This is a genomic window from Sphingomonas sp. (genome assembly GCF_035910975.1).
Taxonomy (GTDB): Bacteria; Pseudomonadota; Alphaproteobacteria; order Sphingomonadales; family Sphingomonadaceae; genus Sphingomonas.
Genome location: NZ_JAMHWM010000029.1, coordinates 1,002,336 through 1,022,928 on the forward strand (window position 1 = coordinate 1,002,336; position 20,593 = coordinate 1,022,928).

The 20,593-nt window shown below is 67.4% G+C and carries 19 protein-coding genes; 7 read left to right on the top strand and 12 right to left on the bottom strand.

Going from position 1 to position 20,593, the window contains the following annotated elements:
• Positions 1-13 precede the first annotated feature (13 nt).
• Both rpsU and VYI76_RS11250 read right to left on the bottom strand, forming a co-directional pair.
• Entirely contained in the window at positions 14-220 is a 207-nt protein-coding gene (rpsU, locus tag VYI76_RS11245; RefSeq protein ID WP_056428702.1) for a 30S ribosomal protein S21, read from the bottom strand.
• An 89-nt stretch (positions 221-309) separates the two neighbouring features.
• Complete coding sequence (locus tag VYI76_RS11250) at positions 310-690, bottom strand: hypothetical protein (protein ID WP_326524837.1); 381 nt, start codon at positions 688-690, stop codon at positions 310-312.
• Positions 691-994: 304 nt separating this feature from the next.
• Here VYI76_RS11250 and VYI76_RS11255 point away from each other — a divergent pair, with 304 nt between their 5' ends.
• The gene (locus VYI76_RS11255) at positions 995-2,278 is read left to right on the top strand and encodes an MFS transporter (protein ID WP_326524838.1); all 1,284 of its coding nucleotides are present in this window, start codon (positions 995-997) and stop codon (positions 2,276-2,278) included.
• A gap of 93 nt (positions 2,279-2,371) precedes the next feature.
• Here the strand turns inward: VYI76_RS11255 and VYI76_RS11260 are convergent, their stop codons facing one another.
• Together VYI76_RS11260 and VYI76_RS11265 are read right to left on the bottom strand one after the other, a co-directional pair.
• Complete coding sequence (locus VYI76_RS11260; RefSeq protein WP_326524839.1) at positions 2,372-3,673, bottom strand: MFS transporter; 1,302 nt, start codon at positions 3,671-3,673, stop codon at positions 2,372-2,374.
• Positions 3,674-3,703: 30 nt separating this feature from the next.
• On the bottom strand, positions 3,704-4,504 hold the full coding sequence (locus VYI76_RS11265; protein WP_326524840.1) for a 2-keto-4-pentenoate hydratase: 801 nt from the start codon (positions 4,502-4,504) through the stop codon (positions 3,704-3,706).
• Between the two features lie 111 nt (positions 4,505-4,615).
• Here VYI76_RS11265 and VYI76_RS11270 point away from each other — a divergent pair, with 111 nt between their 5' ends.
• Positions 4,616-5,644 (top strand): LacI family DNA-binding transcriptional regulator, encoded by a 1,029-nt coding sequence (locus VYI76_RS11270; protein ID WP_326524841.1) that lies wholly within the window; start codon positions 4,616-4,618, stop codon positions 5,642-5,644.
• Positions 5,645-5,676: 32 nt separating this feature from the next.
• On the opposite strand, the gene VYI76_RS11275 is transcribed toward VYI76_RS11270, so the two are convergent.
• Together VYI76_RS11275 and VYI76_RS11280 are read right to left on the bottom strand one after the other, a co-directional pair.
• Positions 5,677-6,111 carry a hypothetical protein gene (locus tag VYI76_RS11275; RefSeq protein WP_326524842.1) on the bottom strand — a complete coding sequence of 145 codons (435 nt, stop codon included), beginning with the start codon at positions 6,109-6,111 and terminating at the stop codon, positions 5,677-5,679.
• A 48-nt stretch (positions 6,112-6,159) separates the two neighbouring features.
• Positions 6,160-7,014: an oxygenase MpaB family protein gene (locus VYI76_RS11280; protein ID WP_326524843.1), complete on the bottom strand. Its 855-nt coding sequence runs from the start codon at positions 7,012-7,014 to the stop codon at positions 6,160-6,162.
• Between the two features lie 140 nt (positions 7,015-7,154).
• Here VYI76_RS11280 and kduI point away from each other — a divergent pair, with 140 nt between their 5' ends.
• The 4 genes from kduI to VYI76_RS11300 all read left to right on the top strand — a co-directional run bounded on the left by kduI (position 7,155) and on the right by VYI76_RS11300 (position 11,435).
• Entirely contained in the window at positions 7,155-7,997 is an 843-nt protein-coding gene (gene kduI / locus VYI76_RS11285; RefSeq protein ID WP_326524844.1) for a 5-dehydro-4-deoxy-D-glucuronate isomerase, read from the top strand.
• Positions 7,998-8,005: 8 nt separating this feature from the next.
• Positions 8,006-8,776, top strand: coding sequence for a 2-dehydro-3-deoxy-D-gluconate 5-dehydrogenase KduD (gene kduD / locus VYI76_RS11290; RefSeq protein ID WP_326525097.1), 771 nt, complete (start codon positions 8,006-8,008; stop codon positions 8,774-8,776).
• A gap of 100 nt (positions 8,777-8,876) precedes the next feature.
• Positions 8,877-9,884: a sugar kinase gene (locus VYI76_RS11295; RefSeq protein ID WP_326524845.1), complete on the top strand. Its 1,008-nt coding sequence runs from the start codon at positions 8,877-8,879 to the stop codon at positions 9,882-9,884.
• 48 nt (positions 9,885-9,932) lie between these two features.
• Positions 9,933-11,435 carry a carboxylesterase/lipase family protein gene (locus VYI76_RS11300; protein WP_443018929.1) on the top strand — a complete coding sequence of 501 codons (1,503 nt, stop codon included), beginning with the start codon at positions 9,933-9,935 and terminating at the stop codon, positions 11,433-11,435.
• A 19-nt stretch (positions 11,436-11,454) separates the two neighbouring features.
• Here the strand turns inward: VYI76_RS11300 and VYI76_RS11305 are convergent, their stop codons facing one another.
• From VYI76_RS11305 to VYI76_RS11315, 3 genes are all read right to left on the bottom strand, one after another.
• Entirely contained in the window at positions 11,455-13,002 is a 1,548-nt protein-coding gene (locus VYI76_RS11305) for a tetratricopeptide repeat protein (protein WP_326524846.1), read from the bottom strand.
• A gap of 80 nt (positions 13,003-13,082) precedes the next feature.
• Complete coding sequence (locus VYI76_RS11310; RefSeq protein WP_326525099.1) at positions 13,083-13,439, bottom strand: cupin domain-containing protein; 357 nt, start codon at positions 13,437-13,439, stop codon at positions 13,083-13,085.
• Positions 13,440-13,492: 53 nt separating this feature from the next.
• Positions 13,493-14,878 carry a pectate lyase family protein gene (locus tag VYI76_RS11315; protein WP_326524847.1) on the bottom strand — a complete coding sequence of 462 codons (1,386 nt, stop codon included), beginning with the start codon at positions 14,876-14,878 and terminating at the stop codon, positions 13,493-13,495.
• 290 nt (positions 14,879-15,168) lie between these two features.
• Here VYI76_RS11315 and VYI76_RS11320 point away from each other — a divergent pair, with 290 nt between their 5' ends.
• Positions 15,169-18,069 (top strand): TonB-dependent receptor, encoded by a 2,901-nt coding sequence (locus tag VYI76_RS11320; protein WP_443018930.1) that lies wholly within the window; start codon positions 15,169-15,171, stop codon positions 18,067-18,069.
• Positions 18,070-18,130: 61 nt separating this feature from the next.
• Here VYI76_RS11320 and VYI76_RS11325 read toward each other — a convergent pair whose 3' ends face one another.
• From VYI76_RS11325 to VYI76_RS11335, 3 genes are all read right to left on the bottom strand, one after another.
• Positions 18,131-18,769 (bottom strand): glutathione S-transferase family protein, encoded by a 639-nt coding sequence (locus tag VYI76_RS11325; protein WP_326524848.1) that lies wholly within the window; start codon positions 18,767-18,769, stop codon positions 18,131-18,133.
• A gap of 14 nt (positions 18,770-18,783) precedes the next feature.
• Positions 18,784-19,656: a dienelactone hydrolase family protein gene (locus tag VYI76_RS11330; RefSeq protein WP_326524849.1), complete on the bottom strand. Its 873-nt coding sequence runs from the start codon at positions 19,654-19,656 to the stop codon at positions 18,784-18,786.
• 159 nt (positions 19,657-19,815) lie between these two features.
• Entirely contained in the window at positions 19,816-20,496 is a 681-nt protein-coding gene (locus VYI76_RS11335) for a DUF1013 domain-containing protein (protein ID WP_326524850.1), read from the bottom strand.
• Positions 20,497-20,593: the final 97 nt, after the last annotated feature.

Sequence of the window (20,593 nt, forward strand, 5' to 3'; positions counted from 1 at the left end):
AGTCGCACGGCGCTTACTTGGCGCCGTCACGCTCCATGCGCTTGCGCTCCAGCTTGCGGGCGCGGCGGACCGCGGCGGCACGCTCGCGCGCGCGCTTCTCGCTGGGCTTCTCATAGTGGCGGCGCAGCTTCATCTCGCGATACACGCCCTCGCGCTGCAGCTTCTTCTTGAGCGCGCGAAGGGCCTGGTCGACGTTGTTGTCGCGAACGATGATCTGCATAAAATCCAAAAGCTCCGGTCAATAGAGATGCGGCGCCGCGAACAGCGTCCGCGCCGGCAAGTGCCGGGCGCACTAGCAGCAGGTGTCCGTCATTTCAACCCGGACCCGGCGATTTGCCGCGACACATCCTCAGGGGCCGTGCCATCCCCCTTGCGCGCCGCGATCAGCGGGCGGAACCGGACGCCAAGGCAGATCACCGTCGGCCAGAACATCGTGTGGGCGATGTCGTTGATCGTATCGTCCCACCGCCATGAGCCGTAGATGATGCGGTCCATCACCTCGTTGCCGAGTTCGGCGGCGAGCACGATCGACCACGGAACGATCGATCCGAGCGACCGGCGCGTGACGATTCGGGCGAGCATCAGCACCGCTAGCCCCGCGTGGATGTGCAGCACCGTATCGGGAAGCCCGGTGCCATCGCCGATCCACATTATGAACAGGCGATATTGCTCCGCCACCCAGTCGATCATCACGCACCGTTACTCAAAAACCACGATGTGCGCACACTACACCGCATTGCGGGCGTGTAACGCGGCCGATACGAATCGCCGGCAACGCCATTCCCATGCTCCGGCCGGAAAGCCCAGCCCTGGACCTCGCCACGCGCCGGTCGATCGTCGATGGCAACCGGGACCTGACCGCGCGTTCAAGCGCCTCGAGCGCGGGCCCCCTCACCCAGCCGGGCGACCGGGGCACCGGGCTCGGCTCCCGCCGGAGAGGATTGCCGTACCCGGCCATCACCCGTAACCGTGGCCGCCTGACCGGGGAGGATCGATGACGACGCAGGCACCCACGCGCGCGCACCGGTTGCGGTCAATCATCGGCGGTTCGGCGGGCAATCTGGTCGAATGGTATGACTGGTACGCCTATTCGGCGTTCGCGCTGATCTTCGCGCCGCATTTCTTTCCCAAGGGCGATACGACCGCGCAGCTGCTCAACACCGCGGGCGTGTTCGCGGTCGGTTTCCTGATGCGGCCGATCGGCGGGTGGCTGATGGGCATCTATGCCGACCGCCACGGACGCAAGGCGGGCCTGACGCTGTCGGTAAGCCTGATGTGCGCGGGATCGCTGCTGATCGCGGTGGCGCCGAGTTACCAGCAGGCGGGCATGGTCGCGCCGATGCTGCTGGTGATCGCGCGGCTGATGCAGGGCCTGTCGGTGGGCGGCGAATATGGCGCGAGCGCGACGTATCTGTCGGAGATGGCGGGCAAGAACCATCGCGGGTTCTTCTCGTCGTTCCAATATGTCACGCTGATCTCCGGCCAGCTCATCGCGCTGCTCATGCTGTTGCTGCTCAAGACCGTGATGAGCGACGCGGCGCTTTCCAACTGGGGCTGGCGCATCCCGTTCGTCGTCGGCGCGGTGCTGGCGGTGGTGGTGTTCTGGATCCGGCGCCGCATTGTCGAGACCGAGAGCTTCGCGAAGAAGGAAGCGGGCGGCACATCAAGCTTCGGCGCGCTGTTCCGCGAACATCCGCGCGAGGCGTTCACCGTCATGCTGCTGACGGCCGGGGGCACGCTCGCATTCTACGCCTATTCGATCTACCTCCAGAAATTCCTGGTCAACACATCCGGCTTCGACGTCGAGACGGCGACGCAGGTGAACGCCGCCGCGCTGTTCGTTTTCATGCTGCTCCAGCCGCTGGCAGGCGCGCTTTCCGACCGAATCGGGCGCAAGCCGCTGATGGTGTCGTTCGGGGTGCTCGGCGTGCTGCTGACCTACCCGATCTTCTCGACGCTGGAGGGGGTCCGCAGCCCCTATGCCGCCTTCGCGCTGATGCTCGGCGCGCTGGTGGTGGTGACGGGCTATACGTCGATCAACGCGGTGGTGAAGGCGGAAATGTTCCCCGCCCACATCCGCGCGCTGGGCGTCGCCCTGCCCTATGCGATCGCCAACGCGCTGTTCGGCGGGACGGCCGAATATGTCGCCCTGTGGTTCAAGCGCGGCGGCTGGGAACAGGGCTTCTACTGGTATGTGACGGGCATGATCGGTGTGTCGCTGGTGACGTACCTCAAGATGCGCGACACCAGGGACCACAGCCGGATCCTGGAGGACTGATCCCTTTCGTGCTCCCGCGCAGGCGGGAGCCCAGAGCCACGAGCGAAACGGCACGAAGCCCTAGGCTCCCGCCTGCGCGGGAGCACGGCCCGATTACGCCACCTCGATGCGCGTCAGTTTCGGGCTGAGCAGGTGGATGACCGCGACCGCGATGAAATAGGTGACGGTGCAGGCCGCGAAGATCATCGTGTAGTTGCCCTTCGTCGCGTCGAGCACCAGGCCGGTCGATTTCGCCATTATCATGCCGCCGACGCCGCCGGCGAAGCCGCCCAGGCCGATCACCGAGCCCACCGCGCGCTTCGGGAACATGTCCGGCGGCAGGCTCAGCAGGTTGGACGAGAAGGCCTGGTGCCCGGCGAGCGCGATGCCGATCAGCACGACCGCGACCCACATGTTGTCGAGGCCGGTCACGAACAGCAGCGGCAGCACGCAGCAGCCGGCCAGCAGCATCGTCACCTTGCGCGCGAAATTGGGGGTGCGCCCGCGCTCGATAAGTTTCGACGACATCCAGCCCCCGGCGATGCTGCCGACATCGGACAACAGGTACATGACGATCATCGGCAGCAGCACGACCTTCAGATCGACATCATAGGTGGTCGTGAAATAGCTGGGCAGCCAGAACAGCATCAGGAACCACACCGGATCGGTGAGAAACTTGGCGGAGGCGAACGCCCAGGCCTCGCGCTTGCGCACCACGCGGCCCCAGCCGATCTTCTCGATCGCCTCGGGCGGGTCATGTTCGATCCAGGCGAGTTCGCCGTCGCTGACCGCGCAGTTCGCGTCGCGCGGGTTCTTGTACCACCACAGCCATAAGGCGAGCAGCACGACGCCGAAGATGCCGGTGTAGATGAAGGTCTCGCGCCAGCCGAAACCCATCCAGGTCATGAAGATCCACAAAGTCGGCGCCGTCAGGATCACACCGATGGTGGTCGCCGAATTGACCCAGCCGATCGCATAGGCGCGTTCCTTCTGCGGGAACCATTCGGAGCTGGCGCGCACGACCGAGGGGAAATGCCCGGCCTCGCCGACGCCGAGCACGACGCGCGCCGCCATGAACGCGACGACCGACGATGCGAAGCCGTGGGCGACATGACCGACCGTCCAGATGCTGATCGCGATCGCGTAGCCGATCTTCGGCCCGAACCGGTCGACCAGCCAGCCCATCAGCAGGAAGCCGAGCGCGTAGGCGGCCTGGAAGGCGGTGACGATGTTGCCGTAATCATTCTCGGTCCAGCCGAGTTCGCCCGACAACTGCGGCTTCAGCAGGCCCAGCATCGTGCGGTCGATGTAGTTGACCGTCGTCGCGAAGAACAGCAGCGCGATGATCGACCATCGATACTTTCCGACGCGCGCGACCGCCGTGGCGGCGATCCCCGTACTCTCGTTGACCGCCATAAACCCTCTCCGATTTTTATAATTCTAGCGTCAGCCGGTGATTGTCGCGAGCACCGGATAGCGGCCGTCGAACCGCGCCTCCACGCGGTCGCCGATCGCGACCGGATGTACACCGGTTACCGCGCCGCTCGAAATCCATTGTCCGGGGGCGAGCGCGATGCCGCGCCGCGCCGCCAGGTTGAACAGGAAGGCGGCGGCGCCGAACGGACCGTCGAGCATGTCGGCGCCCTTCCCCGTCCCGATCACCTCGCCATTGATGATGAATTCGAGCGGCCAGGCGTTGAGATCGGCATCGCGCCAGCCCGCGATCGCCGCGCCGATCACCAGCCCGTTGTTGTTGCCGTAATCGGATACGGTGACCGACGGACCGTCCTCGTTGATGCGCGGATAGGGCGACGACGCGATCTCGATTCCGGCGTGGACGGCATCGATCAGCGCGGTGGCCGTCGCGACATCATAATCGGCCTTGCCCGCTTCCGGCGCGGTGCCGATGCGCAGGAGGAACTCGGCTTCCGCCGCGCCGAAGCCGTCGCGGAAGATCGGCATCGCGACCGATTCGCCGGCGGCGACCTCGACAATCTGGTCGGTGAAGATCGGGCCGGCCAGCCGGTTGGCGCCGAGCCGTTCGAGGTGCGGCGGGTTGATCCGCCCAAGCTTCCACCCGCCGACCGCGCGGCCGTCATGCGCCATCGCGGCGTCCTGAACGGCATAGGCGTCGGCCAGCGTCTGCGGCGCGGGACCGGGATAGGCGGTGATCGCTTGCCCCGCGCGGCGCGCATCGACGAACGCCCGTGCGATCGCGTGCGCCGCAGCGAATCCGGACTCTCCCAAGCAAACCCCCTCGAACCAGCGTTGTTTGAGCGGGGCGTAACGGAAACCGGTGTCATCGGCAAGGGGCCAAAGCGCTTCCCCGGCGCAGCTTGTATGGCTACACCTTCATCCATGCGCAGCGCAGGCAAGGCCACCATCAACGATGTCGCGCGGATCGCCGGCGTCTCCAAGAAGACCGTCAGCCGGGTCATCAACCGATCCCCGTTGCTGAACGCCGAGACGCGCGCGCGGGTGGAAAAGGTCATCGAGGATCTGGGCTATGTCCCCAATCCGCAGGCGCGCGCGCTGGCGCTGCGCCGCAACTTCCTGATCGGCCTCATTCACGACAATCCCAACGCCCAGATGGTGCTGGGCGTGCAGCAGGGCATCCTGGAGGCGATCCGCGACACCGAGTTCGCGCTGGTCGTGCGGCCCGTCGATCGCGGATCCCCGACGATGCTCGACGACATTCGCGGCTTCCTGGAGCAGCAAAGGCTGTACGGCGTGATGCTGTTGCCGCCGATCAGCGAGAACGACGCGCTGGCGCAGGTGTGCCGCGAGGCCGGCGCGCGCTATGTCCGGATGGGATCGGCGCGGCTCGACGACGACGCGCACATGGTCGCCTCCAACGATCGCGAGGCGGTGAAGGGGGCGACCCAGCATCTGATCGACGCAGGGCACCGGCGCATCGGGCTGGTGCAGGGGCCGCACGGCTTCCGCTCGGCGGCCGAACGCCGCGCGGGTTTCGAGGCGGCGATGGAGGAAGCCGGGCTGAAGGTGCCGCGCAGCCTGATCGCCGACGGCACCTATCGTTTCGAGAGCGGGGTGGCGGCCGGCGACCGGCTGCTCGACGTGACGCCACGCCCGACCGCGATCGTCAGTTCCAACGACGAGATGGCGGCCGGCGTCGTCCACGCCGCGCGCCAGCGGGGCCTGCGCGTGCCCGACGACCTGTCGATCGTCGGCTTCGACGATACCGCCACCGCCAGCCACATGTGGCCGCCGCTCACCACCGTGCGCTGGCCGATCATCCCGATGGCCCGCGCCGCCGCCGCCAAGCTGCTGGCCGGCGCGCTCGAGGGCGACGACGAGGCCGAGGAACCGTCGATGTTCGTCTCGACGCTGATCCGCAGGGCAAGCGTGGCGGCGCCGAAGGGGTGAGGGCGGGGATCGGGTCGAACCGATCCGTAAAATCAGGCACCGGATTGCGGTATGCCGAACCGCTTCCCAAGGAAAAATTCGCCAAACAGCGTTCGCACCTGTGCCGTGCTGAGCGACCGTTCGGGCGCTGGCGAGGAGATGCTTCGGCAGATACGCGTCCAAATCGATCCGGCGGCACGATCGGCCTTCGCCTCGCGATCGCTATAGTCCGTGGTCATCGCCGCTGTGAACGACGCGAGCGTGAAGTAACTGCCGTTCCGCGTCGTAACCGCCCATAAGTCGTCATGTCGGACAGCCTTGATGTAACGCTTCGGCCCTCGGGTGAGCATGGCGGTCTGCCCGGACAACAGACGGCTCAGGCCCTCCATCGCTACAAGAAGATCATCCTTCCGGCCGATCGTGATTGGTTGATCGCCGGCAAGCTCCAGCGTTGCGGGTTGTACCTCGGGATTATGCGCGACGGTCATATCGCGAGTGTCTCATGTCGGCTCAAAAGCCTGCAACCGGCAATTGCATTATCGCTGGGTGAAAGCCCACCGCACCGCAGTAGCGAGGCCCCGCCCTCCTGATCGAACCAAGCCCGCGGCAAGCGAGGGTCGCAAACCGTGCATCTCCCGAGCCCAGTCCGGCAGCAGATCGACCGCTGCCTGAAACGTCAGCGCCTGGACCGGAGCGGCGGCGCGGGTGGCGGCGGGTTGGGCGAGTACCAGCGCGGCGACCTCGCGGCTGCGGGCGTCGCTGCGCAGGTCGGGGCGCATGGTGCTGACGAAGGCGTCGGCCGCAGCCCGGCTGCGCGGCACCGGATCGGCGCCGAGTGCGACCGGCACCGCCGCGAATTCGGCAAAGTAGGCTTCCTGCTCCGCCGGCGACAACGCCGTGCGACCATAGCGTTGCCATGCGGCGAGGAACATCATCGCCTCGCTGACATGCACCCAGGCCAGCAGGTGCGGATCGTCGGCGCGGTACGGCGTGCCATCTGGCAGGCGCCCCGCCACCGCCGCGTGGATGGCCCGCACCCGCGCAATCGCCGCGTCGGCATCCTCGCGCGCGCCATAGGTGGTCACCGCGATGAAGCGCGCGGTGCGGTGCAGCCGGCCGCGCATGTCGGCGCGGAAGTTCGAATGATCCCACACGCCCGCCAGTACCTTTGGATGCAGCATCTGGAGCAGCAGCGCGGCGACCCCGCCGATCATCATGCTCACCGGATCGCCGTGCACGCGGCGCACCACGCTGTCGGCGGCGAACAGGCCTGTGCGATCGTCGGGATTGATGGCGCGGGGCACCGCGTCGCTGCCGTGGATTGCGCGGCGCACCTCGCCGACGATGCGGCGGCGCAAGGGGCCGGTCAGCGTGGCGGGAATCGAGACCATCGCCCGTTCTAACGCGCTAAGTCGGGGTCGGCATCACACGCGACACGCCCTCGCCCTACCGCTATATCGTACCCGCGCTTGAGTTCTTTCCTGACACCGGTTACCGATGGCGCGATATTTTCCCGGAGAGGCTACGCCCCATGTTCGACCGCACCTATTACGCCACGCATCCCGACATGATGGAATGCGTCTCGAACGACGAGTTGCGCGACCGTTACCTGATCCAGGGGCTGTTCCGCGAGGGTGAGTGCGTGCTCAACTACACCCATGCCGACCGCTTCGTGATCGGCGGCGTCGCGGTGGCGTCGGGGTCGGTCAGGCTGCCCGATCAGCAGGAACCAGCGTCGGCCAAGGGCCACCCCTTCCTCGAGCGCCGCGAGCTGGCGATCGTCAATATCGGCAAGGTCACTGGCACCGTGACGGTCGACGGCGAGAGCTTCGAGCTGGGCAACCGGGACTGTTTGTACGTCACGATGGGCGCGCAGGACGTGACCTTTTCCGGCGACGGCGCGCGTTTCTATCTGGCGTCGTGCCCGGCGCACAAGGCGTTCACCACCCGCAAGCTGGGCATCGCCGACGCCAACGCGCTGGAACGCGGCAGCCTGGAGGAATCGAACGAGCGGACGATCTTCCAGCTCGTCATTCCCGGCGTGTGCGATTCGGCGCAGCTGGTGATGGGGTTGACCGTGCTGAAGCCGGGCAGCGTGTGGAACACCATGCCGCCGCACATCCACGAGCGCCGCAGCGAGATCTATTTCTACTTCGAGCTCGACAATCTCGACACCGACCGCGTGATGCATTTCATGGGCGAGGGCGAGGCGACCCGGCACATCGTGATCGCGAACGAGGAAGCGGTCATCAGCCCGCCGTGGTCGATCCACATGGGCGCGGGCACCAAGAGCTATGCGTTCATCTGGGCGATGGCGGGCGAGAACCAGGACTATACCGACATGAACGTGCTCGACATCTGCCAGCTGGCGTGACCGTGGCGATGACCAACCCCTTCGACCTTTCCGGCCGCGTCGCGATCGTCACCGGCGCCAATACCGGGATCGGGCAGGCGATCGCACTGGCGCTGGCGGAAGCGGGCGCCGACATCGCCGCGGTCGGCCGTTCCGCGGCGACCGAGACGGTCGAGCGCGTCCGCGCGCTGGGCCGCCGCGCGGAGATCGTCTCCGCCGATCTCTCCACGATCGGGCCTGTGCAAGGGGTTGTGGACGAAACCGTGGAAAAGCTGGGCGGATTGCACATCCTCGTCAACAATGCGGGGATCATCCGCCGCGCCGACGCGGTCGATTTCACCGAGGAGGATTGGGACGCGGTCGTCGATACCAACCTGAAATCGGTGTTCTTCCTGTGCCAGGCGGCGGGGCGGCACATGATCGCACGCCATGAGCAAGAGGGCGTCGGCGGCAAGATCATCAACATCGCGTCGATGCTGACATTCCAGGGCGGCATCCGCGTGCCCAGCTACACCGCATCGAAATCGGGCATCGGCGGGCTTACCAAGCTGCTGGCGAACGAATGGGCGACCAAGGGCGTAAACGTCAACGCGATCGCGCCGGGCTATATCGCGACCAACAACACCGCGGCGCTGCAGGCCGACGAAGTGCGCAACAAAGGGATCGTCGATCGCATCCCGGCCGGGCGCTGGGGCGATCCGAGCGATCTGGGCGGGGCTGCGGTGTTCCTCGCCAGCCGCGCGGCGGATTATGTGCAGGGGCATATCCTGGCGGTCGACGGGGGCTGGCTGGCGCGCTAGTCCGCGACATCCGCTCGTGCCGACCTTGTCGAAGCACCGCACTTCCCCGCATTAGAAGAACGGCCCTTCGACACGCTCAGGGCGAACGGAGATTTGGCAGATGGGCAGGTTCGTTGCGTTCGGCGAGGTGATGCTGCGGATGTCGCCGCCGGGCCGTGAGCTGTTGCTCCAGACCCCGCGCCTCGACGTGTGGGTGGCCGGGGCCGAGGCGAATGTCGCGACGCAGCTCGCCCGGCTGGGCCACGAGACCGCGATGGTCACCGCGCTGCCGCCGGGCGGGCTGGGCGAGGCCGCGCTCACCCATCTGCGCGGCCACGGCGTCGATACCCGGCACATCCAGCGGCGCGACGGCCGCATGGGCATCTATTACGTCACCACCGGCGCCGGTTTCCGCGCGACCGACGTGCTGTACGATCGCGCCGCATCGGCCTTCGCCACCGCGCCGGCGGATGCGTGGGACTGGGACGCGATCCTAGCCGGCGCTGACCGGCTGCACCTGTCGGGCATCACCCCGGCGCTGGGCCCCAACGGCACCGCCGCCGCGATCGCCGCGGCCGAGACGGCGGCGCGTCTGGGCGTGCCGATATCGTTCGACGGCAATTATCGCGCGCGGTTGTGGGACGCGTGGGACAGCGATCCGCGCGCAACGCTGACGATGCTGATCGGCCATGCCGACGTGCTGTTCGGCAACCACCGCGACGTATCGCTCCTGCTCGGCAAGGACTTCCCCGGCGACGGACCCGAACGGCGGCGCGAGGCGGCGCTGGCGGCGTTCGCGGCATTTCCCAGGCTCCAGGTGATCGCATCCACCGCGCGCCACGCCGACGATGCCGACCGCAACCGCGTCGCAGCGCGCGTCGACACGCGCGAACGCGGCTTCCAGACCGATGAGGCGACGATCACCGGCATCGTCGATCGCATCGGCGCGGGCGACGCCTTCGCCAGCGGCGTGCTGCACGGCCTGCGCAGTGGGCTGGCGCTGGAGGATGTGGCGAAGACCGGCCTTGCCGTCACCGCGCTCAAGCATTCACTGCCGGGCGACGCCAGCCTGTTCGGCCAGGCCGATATCGATGCGTTTCTTAGCGGAAGTTTCGACGTGCGGCGGTAACCCCCGCCCGCGTCGGTCCGGATATACGCAGTTCGCGGGAGAGAGACGATGGATCGCCGCACCTTCGTAGCAACCGGGCTCGCCGCGATGGCAGCCCCTCCCCTCACCGCCCGGCCCCGTCAGCGCCGCTGGACCGGAACGGTCGAAGCCGGCGTCCATGTGTTTCGCGGCATCCGCTACGGCACCGCCGAACGGTTCCGGGCGCCCACGCCGTTCCTGCCTGCCGAAACCGTCCGCGCGACCGCCTTTGGCCCGTCGTGCCCGCAGGCCAGCCGGATCGCGCCGGCCAGCGAGGATTGCCTGTACCTCAACGTCTGGACCGCCGAGCCCGACGCGCGGGCGAAACGGCCGGTGATGGTCTATTTCCACGGCGGCGCCTATTCGAACGGCAGCGTCGCCGATCCGCTCAACGATGGCCATCCGATCGCCGCGCGCGGCGACGCGGTGGTGGTGACGGTCAACCACCGGCTCAACGTGCTCGGCTATCTCTATCTCGCGCGGCTCGATCCGCGGTTCCCGGACAGCGGTAACCTGGGCCAGCTCGACCTGATCCTCGCGCTCAGATGGGTGCGCGACAATATCGCGAGCTTCGGTGGCGATCCCGGCCGCGTCATGGTGTTCGGCCAGTCGGGCGGCGGCGGCAAGATCGCGACGCTGATGGGCATGCCGGCGGCGACCGGGCTATTCCACCGCGCCGCGACGATGAGCGGGCAACAGGTGACCGCGTCCGGCCCGATGAACGCGACGCGGCGTGCCGAGGCCTATCTGGCAAAGTTGGGGGTGAAGGCCGACGACCTGTCACCGTTGCTGACGCTGCCGGTCGAGCGGCTGGTCGAGGGGCTGGCGGCGACCGATCCGATCCTGGGCGGCGGTGTCTACATGGGGCCGGTGCTCGACATGACGTGGATCGATCGCCACCCTTTCTGGCCCGATCCCAACCCGATCGGCAACGCAATCCCACTGATGCTCGGCAACACCGCGCGCGAGACGGGCGCATTCATCGACCCCGACGGCCCGAAGATGCGCGGGCTCGACTGGAGCAACCTCGCCGAACGCATGGGTCCCGAACTGCGCGTCGACGTGTCGCCCGAATGGATCGTCGCGCAATATCGCGCGAAATTCCCCGGCTGGTCGCCACTGGAGGTGATGTACGACGCGACCACCGCCGGCCGTAGCTGGCCCGGGCAGGTGATCGAGGCGGAGGCGCGGTCGAAGGCCGGGGTGCCGGCCTGGGTCTATCAATGCGATTTCGCCAGCCGCACCGATCCGCGCCGGGGGGCGTTCCACACCATCGATATCCCGCTGGTGTTCGGCACGCTGGGCGCGGCGGGATCGCAGACCGGAACGGGCGCCGATGCGCGCGCCGCGTCGAAGGCGATGCAGGATGCGTTCGTCGCCTTCGCCAGGACGGGTGTCGCGCCGTGGCCGCGCCACGACCTGAAGACGCGGACGACGATGATCTTCGACGCGACGAGCCGCGTCCAGCACGATCCACGCAAGTGGCAGCGCGAACTGTTCGCGCGCGCGCCCTACATCCAGCCGGGGACCTGAAGGGCGCCCGCGAGCGGCCCTATTTCTTGTCGCCGCCCTCAGGCTCGTCGCTTTCGCCTTCACCCTTGTCCGGCCGCGCCGCCGCGATCTTTTCGGCAGGTTCGCCGTCGTCGATCATCTTGACCAGCTTGCCCGCGAAACTGCTCTGCCCGCGGCCGTGCGGATCGAAGGCCAGGGGAACCAGCGCCCGCCGCGCCTCCGCCGTCCGGCCTTCGTGGAGCATCTGCCGCGCCGCCTGGAACCGCAGCCCGCGATCCTGCGGCGCCATGGCGAACGCCCGCATCAGCGCCGCCGAGGCATTCGCCGTCGGAGCGGCGCCCTGCGCGCCGTAGCTGTCATAGAACAGCGAAAGCGGTTCGGCGGCGTCGGGCCGCGCAGCGGCGGCCTTGATGTACCAGCTCCGCGCAGCGCGCCACGTCTCCGCGCTCGCCTTGTCGTCCTTGCCGGCCCTGCGCACGAGCACCTGGCCCTTGTAAAGCAGCGCATCGACATTTTCCGGATCGGCGGCGATGGCGCGGTCCGCCGCCGCCTCCGCCTCGGTATCGTTGCCCGCATCGAACTCGGCCTCGGCGAGCGCGACCTGCACGGCGGGGTCATTGGGATAGGATGCAGCGACGCGACGCGCTTCGGCCACCACGCGCTTCGCCTCCGCTTCGTCCACCCCACGATCCGACCACATGCGGACCTGCATGATCGCAGCCTCGCCGGGGCGGAGCGCGCGTATCGCGATCTGGCCGGGCTTCACCTTGTCGGCACCGATCGTCGCGGTGGTCAGCGGCCGGCTCATGTAATTGTCGATCGCCCGGTCGAGCGCGCGCATGTCGCCGAACACGGCGCGCCCTGCGTCGAGGCTCGACGTACCGCTCGACACCAAAGTCAGATACTTGGCAAGCTGGCCGGCGCGCGCGGGATCAAAATGCATCATGTGCGCCAGCAGCCAGGCGCGGCCGTAGAACAGGTCGCCGTTTCCGCCGGTGTCCCCGGTCAGCAGCTTTTCCGCCGGCAGCGACGACGCGTTGAGCAGCGAATAGGCCCGGTGATGCGCCGGCCGGCCGACATCGACGCTGCCGTCACGGCCGAACATCGGCGTGGAGAAGACCTCCGCAAAGCCTTCGCTGTACCAGCGCGGATAGGCGATCGTCGCGTTGCGCCACATCAGGTGATGGACATATTCATGGAACAGCGTGTTGTTGCCGTCGCTGCGCCCGCGCGGCCCCTCGCCCTCGCGCGGGGCGAAGGCGACGGCGTTGATCCGCGGGATGTAGAAGCCGCCGACCGAACTGGCCCGGTTGCGGGCGTAGAGCTGGCGCACGGCGTCGCCGTCCTCCACGACATAAACGACCACGCGGTTGGCGCCCTCCCCCGCCTGGGCCGGGATGCGGCGGATGCTGCGCATCGTGGCGTCGAAGCGTTCGAGCTTGCCGGCATAGTCGCGGATCCACGCTTCGCTGGCGTCGGCGTAGATGATGAAATGGTCGGTCGACGCCTCGTGCCAGTCGGCGCGCGCGGTCTGCGCGGCGAACGTGACGGCGATGGCGGCGACGAATGGGAGGATTCGGCGCTGCATGACCGCGAAGCTACCGCGATCGCGGGTCGTCGCCAAGAGCGCGCCGCCAACCGGTACGGGGCGCGGGCGGCGCGGATCGCCTACTTTTGCACCACCCGTTCCTTCAGCGGATAGGCGATGATGAGCGACAGCGGTTTGCCGCCCGTCTGGCGAATGCCGACCTTCGCGCCTGCGTAGAGATAGGCGGTCATGCCGGGGCCGAGCCGGACGCGGGTGCCGTCGCTCTCCACCTCGCCCTCGCCCGCCAGGACGTAATAGACCTCGTCATGATCGATTCCGTGGACGCCGATCGCCGCGCCCCTGTCGAGGATACGGCGGCGGAACTCGAAGTTGCGCCGGGGCACGCCGTCGGTGATGCGGTACGCGCTGCTCATCCCGATCGCGCCGTGCGGCGGGGCCTCGCGGCGCAGCGTCGCCTTCTCGTCGATGACGACCATCGGCGGCAGCGCCGGCGCGGCACTCGCCTGGAGCGCCAGCGCGAACGCCGCGATCACCGCCGCATCCCGGCGTCGCGAGGCGACAGATGCTCCTGCGGCACGTCGCGCGTCTGGCCCGGATAGCGGCCCGACCTCGGCTCCATGGTGTCGAGGTTCCAGTCCGCCTCGACGAAGGGCGCCTTCGTCGGCTTCTGGACGGGATAGGCGCTGACTTCCCTCTCGTCGTCGATGATCGCGCCGCGCCCTTCGGCGACGAAGAAGAACACCCGGATATCGTCGGCATCGCGATCCCACGGCCGCGCGCCGACGTTGGCGAGGACGTGCGTCTCGACATCGCGCGCGGGCAGCACCGGCAGGCCGGGCCACCATACCACCGGTTTCTCCACCTCGATCAGCTTTGCCCTGGTCTCGCCGTAGCGGCCGAACATCGGCAGCGGCTCGCCATGCAGGTCGACGGCGATATTGTCGCGTCCGTGGTAGCGCAGGTCGCCGTCGCCGCCGAGCATCAGGAACGGCACCCGCCCCTTGGTTGACGGGCCGCCGCGATAGACGTTGCCGACCGCGCTGATCTCGCCCGTCACATAGGGTTTCCCCTCCCACTCCAACGCCATCAGATTGTAGTGGAGCGCGCGGTAGCCGGGATCATAGACCAGGTTGTTGACGAACACGCCCTGCGCGCCGCCCTTGAACAGCGCGTTGCGCTCCACATTGTGGGCGTAGAGGTTGCGCCAGATGACGATGCCGGTGGCATTGTCGTGGATCAGCGAGCCCTTGGAATGTTCGCCCTTGGGGTGCGAACTGTCGGCCAGCCCTTCATAGGCGGCGTTGTAGCTGAAGGTGATGTTGCGGCTGGTGCCGTTGCGCCAGTCTTCCACCGTATTGCCGGTGAAGCGCGGGCCCGACGCCGACATGTTCTCGTCGACCGCCCAGCTGAAGCTGTTGTGGTCGAGGATCACGTTGCGCGCGGCGACCGTGGAGAGAGCATCGACCTCCCAGCCCGACCTTTGCGCCTCGCCGTTCGCGCCGGTGCGGATGCGGATATGACGCATCACCACATCGTGGGTGCGGATATCTATGCCGCCCTTGATGAGCGTGATGCCGGGCGACGGCGCGGTCTGGCCTGCGATGGTCACGAAGGGTTCCCTGATGTCCCAGGCCTTCATGCCCATGTCGATCACGCCGCCGACCTCGAACACCACGATGCGCGGGCCCTTGGTGTCGAGCGCCGCCTTGAAGCTACCGGGGCCATCGGCGTTGAGGTTGGTCACGCGGATGATGCGGCCGCCGCGCCCCCCCGGCGTCGTCGCGGCCGGGCCGACCGCGCCGGGAAAGGCGAGCTGCGGCGCGGCGGGCTGAGGAGCGGATCGAGGCGCGTGGGCGGATACCGCGGGCCCGATCCCGATAGCCAGCGCCATCCCGCAAATCATCGCCTTGGCCATCGCCCACTCTCCCGAAACATGATTTCCGCGCAGCTTGACATGTCGCGCCGCCGGTTCCAAATGCGTGACTGACACCGGTTTCCAAAAAAGACAAGGGCCGGCGATCGAGAGCGCGGGAAACGCGCCGGGCGAGAGGGTGGCTGACGATCGTGCCCCTTGGGCGCATGCTCCCCCGACCGACCGGACGCGTAGCAACGACGCTGTCGACGACCAGCCTGCGGCGATTCCGCCGCCACCGGTGTCAGAAACTTGCCGGCGCGGCCGGATATGGGACCGGGAGGAAAATGGGCATGGCGAAGGACACGACATTGCGGCGCTGCGGCGCGGTTTCCCTGGCGGCGCTGGCGATCGCGCTGGCGATGCCGGCGACGGCGCAGACCGCCCAGCCCGCCCCGCCGCAGGAGGAGGACACCAGCGGCGACGTCGTCGTCACCGGCTTCCGCGCCTCGCTCGACGCAGCGCTCGACGTGAAGCGCGATTCGATCTCGGCGGTCGATGCGATCGTCGCCGAAGATATCGCCAAGTTCCCCGACCAGAATCTGGCCGAATCGCTACAGCGCATCCCCGGTATCTCGATCCAGCGCGACGGCGGCGAAGGGCGCGCGATCACCGTGCGCGGCCTCGGCTCGCAGTTCACCCGCGTCCGCGTCAACGGGCTGGAGACGATCGCGACATCCTTCGACGGCCAGGCATCCAACCGCGACCGCGCGTTCGACTTCAACGTGTTCGCGTCCGAGCTGTTCAACTCGATCGTCGTCCACAAGACCGCTTCGGCCGGACTCGATGAAGGGTCGCTGGGCGCGGTCGTCGACCTCAACACCGGCAACCCGCTGGGCGGCAAGACCGGCTTCACCGTCGTCGGATCGGCCAACGGGTCGTACAACGATCTTGCGAAGACCTGGGGGCCACGCGTCGCCGGGCTGCTCAGCTGGAAATCACCGTCGGGGTCGTTCGGCGTCGCGGTGTCCGCCGCTTACCAGAAGCTCAAGACACTCGAACTTGGCAACAATACTGTGCGGTGGAGCCAGGCCTATTTCGACTCGGTGGGCGGGACGCCGTGCTTCCGTAACTCGACGAGAGACCAGACAACCGGCGTCGTCACCTACACCACCGCCGCATCCAATTCCGGCGGCAGCTATTTCCCGAACGCAGCCTGCGATCAGGCCGCACTCGCCTTCCACCCCCGTATTCCACGTTACGGGGAAGTCGCACACACACGTGATCGCTTGGGTCTTACCGGCAGCGTGCAATGGGCACCTTCGGACGCCACCAAGGTGTCGATCGACGGGTTGTTCTCACGTTTCAAAACCGCCCGCGAGGAAAAGTGGGGCGAGGTGCTGCTGCGCTCCAACGAACGCTCGATCGACATCACCAACCCGGTGTATGATTCGAACAACAACATGATCGCGGCGACGCTCAACGACGCCTGGGTCCGCACCGAACATTATCTCCGTCAGACCAGCACCAAATTCTATCAGCTCGGCGGAACCTGGGACCAGGATGTCGGCGACAATTTCCGCTTCACCCTGCTCGGCGGCTTCTCCAAGTCCGATGCCGACGTGCCGCGCGAAACGACCTTCGTCTTCGACGACCGCGACGCGCAAGGATACAGCTACGACTATCGCGACATGCGCTTCCCGAAGTTGACCTTCGGCACCAGCGTCACCGATCCGGCCAATTTCCAGCTCGCCGAAATCCGCGACCGTCCGTCGAACGTCGCCAACAAGTTCCGCACGGCGCAGCTTCGCACCGAATGGGACCTGGTGCCCGACGCCCTCACGGTGAAGACCGGCGCGGTCTATCGCAAGTTCAGCTTCGCATCGCAGGCGTTCACCCGCGATACCGTGGTGTGCGGCAACGGCGGCGTCGATCGCGTGCTCGGCACGCTGACCTGTTCGGCGTCCAGCCTGTTCGGCCCGACCGCGGTTTACGGCTTCCCCGCCGGCACCATGGGCGAGCTGTTCACGATGCGCGATGCCGGCCAGCCGAGCGGCACGACCAACCAGTTCCTGATCCCGAACCTCCAGGCGTCGGCCGACTTCACCAAGCTGTACAGCCGCACCCCGGCTGTCGACGCGGGCAACACCCGCAGCGTGTCGGAAGAAGTGAAGGGCGGCTACCTCCAGTTCGATGCCAAGGGCGAGCTGCTGGGCCTGCGCTTCGCCGCCAACGCCGGCGTCCGCTACGTGCACACCGACCAGTCCTCGACCGGCCTGTCGAGCGGCACGGCAGTGACGGTCGGCCGCACCTATGACGACTGGCTGCCGTCGATGAACGTCGCGCTGTTCCCGCACAAGGATTTCATCATCCGCGGCGCGATCGCCAAGGTCATCACCCGGCCGTCGCTCGGCAGCCTGACGCCGGGCGGATCGGTCGACGGATTCAACTACAACGTCAGCTTCGGCAACCCCTTCCTGCTGCCGTTCCGCGCGACCGCGTTCGATCTGGCCGCCGAATGGTATTTCGCGCCGCAATCGATCTTCTCGGTCGCGTTGTTCCAGAAGGATGTCGAAAGCTTCCCGATCGGCCAGACGCGCAGCGGCACCTTCGCCTCGACCGGCCTGCCGACGTCGATCATCCCGCCGTCGAGCCCCGCCGCGATCAATCCCGAAGGCCGGCTGTGGAACATCACGTCGATCACCAACGGGACCGGCGCAACGCTGAAGGGCGTCGAGGTTGCGCTGCAGCTGCCCTTCACCTTCCTGCCGGGTATCCTCAGCAACTTCGGCGGGATCGTGAACGCGACCTTCATCAAGTCGGACGCCACCTACCGCGTCAACGGGCCGATCCAGAACGTGTGCGTGCGCAATGCGACGACCGGCCTGTGCGCGCTGGGCCCCAACGTGCAGGCCGATCGCACCTCGACGTTGTTCGGCGTGTCGAAGAAGGCGTTCAACGGCACGCTCTATTATGAGGACAAGAAGTTCTCGGCCCGCGTCAGCGCGTCGTATCGCGGCCCCTATGTCGACGCCAATTCGGCGACCGGCAACGTGTTCGAAGGCTATGGCAGCACGGTGAACGTCGATGCGTCGGTTCGCTACAAGCTGACCGACTGGGTCGAAGTGTCGGTGGAGGGCGTCAACCTGACCGACGAATACCGCTATCGCTACACCGATTTCGACGCGCAGCGGAACTACGAGAACAACCACTTCGGCCGCACCCTGCTCGTCGGCGCGCGCTTCAAGCTGTGATCTGAGCGACTCCTCGTGAGCCCAGCGGGCGCGCCTTCGTCAGGAGGGCGCGCCCGTTTTTCTACGCCGAAGCGGCTGCCTTCATCCCCGCCACCAGCGCGTCGTCGATCTCGGCCGCGCGCCTTGCCGCCGGCCGGGCGTTGACCCGCTCGACGAACGCCATGAAGGCGTCCCGCTTCGGGATCGTGCCGAAGCCCGTCCCCCACGTCAGGTGCGCGCCGACATACAGGTCGCAGGCGGTGAAGTGATCCGCCGCCAGCCAGCCGTCGCTGGCCGCCTTCACCGCGCCTTCCAGCGCGTCGACAACGCGGTCGTAATCGCCGAAACCAAACATTCGCTGCTGCTCGGCGGTCGGCGTCCAGCCGGCTGTACGACTGGTGACAGCCTGTTCGAGCGGGCCGGCGGCGAAGAACAGCCAACGGTAATAGTCGGCGCGTGCATCGGTTGCGGGGGCCAGCCCGGCGTCGGGAAAAGCGTCGGCCAGATAGGCGCAGATCGCCGCGCATTCGGTGACGGTGCGCCCCTCGTGAACGATCGCCGGCACCTTGCCCATCGGGTTGATCGCCAGATAGTCGGCCGCCTTCATGCTGTCCTCATACCCGAGCAGGACGGTTTCATAGGGTTGCCCGACCTCCTCGAGCATCCAGCGCGCGATCCGTCCGCGCGACATCGGATTGGTGTAGAGGGTGAGATCGCTCATGATAGGGCCTTTCGTCAAAGCTGCGTCTTGAACAGGGCGAGCATCCGGTCCCATGCGCGATCGGCCTGGGCGGCGTTGTAGACCCGGCTATCCGGCGGGCACCAGCCGTGCATCGTGCCGATATAGACCTCGATCTCCGCCGGCAGCTTCGCCGCGGCGAACGCCTCGCGGACCAGCTCCTTTTCCTTCGGGTTGCGCTGGTCGTCGTTCTCGGCGACCGCGAACAGGAAGCCGGCCTTCATCTTCGGGACCAGCAGGTGCGGGCTGTCGGGCTTGTCGGTGGCAAGCCCGCCGCCGTGGAAGCTGGCCCCCGCCCTCACCCGGCCCGGATGGTCGGCGGCGGTCAGCATCACCATCGGCCCGCCCATGCAGTAACCGGTCGAGGCGAGGCCACGCTTCGAATCGACCTGCTTCTGCTTGTCGAGCCAGGTGATGAAGGCGCTCGCATCGCGCCGGGTGGCGTCCTGCGTCAGCGACGCCCGCCACGGCATGATCCTCGCGCGCACCTCAGGCTGGTCGAAGCTCTCACCCGCCTTCAGGAACGGCGCCTTCACCGATCGATAGAACTGGTTGACGGTCAGCACCGCATAGCCCGACTGGGCGAGCCGATCGGCCATCTGGCGGAAGGCGGGCCGTAGCCCCATGATGTCGGGCCAGACCAGCACCGCCGGATGCCGCCCCTTGGCGGGCGCGACGAAATAGGCGTCGCAGGTGCCGTCGGGCGTGGTGATCGTGACGTCGCGGCCGGAAATCGCCTGGGCATTGGCGGGCCGGGGCAACATCGCCACCAGCCCCGCCGCGCCGGCGATCGCGGCGAACCGCCGCCGGCTGACCGCTGCGTCGGTCAGGTAGAGTTCGTTGTCGTGGGCGGTGTGTTCGTCGCACATGCGCTCGCTCTCCCGGTCGCCGATGAGTCGGCGGATGGGGAAAGGCTAAAGCAGGAACATCGTTCCGTCACGCCACGCCGTCAGACGGGATCGCTTACGCGACCCCTCTGCCCGTCGTGGCGAGTCCGCGATTTGCTGGCGCAAATCGCCGGCCGCCCGTCAGTTCTTGAACAGCGTCTCCGCCGTGTGCTCGACCGGCGCGGCGACTTCGCCGTTCTCGGCCGCCTCGGCATCGCGGGCGGCCTGTTCGCGCTCGGCCCGCAGCTGTTCGAGCAGCGCCTCGCGGTCGCCCTCCAGCCGGGTGTCGGTCGGCGCTTCCATGCCCGCGGCCTTCGCCGCCTTGGTGACCAGCGCGTCGAGTTCGCGCTGGCTGGTCAGGCCGAGCGTCACCGGATCCTTCGCCACGATGTTGGCGATGTTCCAGTGGGTCCGGTCGCGGATCGCCGCGATCGTGGTGCGGGTGGTGCCGATCAGCTTGCCGATCGCGCCGTCCGAAATCTCCGGGTGGTTCTTGATGATCCAGGCGATGCCGTCGGGCTTGTCCTGGCGCTTCGAAACCGGGGTGTAGCGCGGCCCCTTGGTGCGGCGGACCTGTTCCGGCCCCTTCAGCATCACCAGGCGGTAATCGGGATCGGCCTGGCCCTTCTCGATCTCGTCCATCGTCAACTCGTGCGCGCGCACCGGATCGCGGCCGGTCAGCTTGGTCGCGGCGGTATCGTCGGCGATCGCCTGCACCTCCAGGATGTGGAGGCCGCAGAAATCGGCGATCTGCTCAAAGCTGAGCGCGGTGTTGTCGACCAGCCAGCTGGCGGTCGCATGGGGCATGAGCGGCTGGGCCATGCGGAGTTCTCCAGAAACGATAAGGGCCGCCCCATCGAAGGAGCGGCCACATTGCCCGATGCGACTTAGTGCGGATGACCGCGCTAGGCAAGGCGCG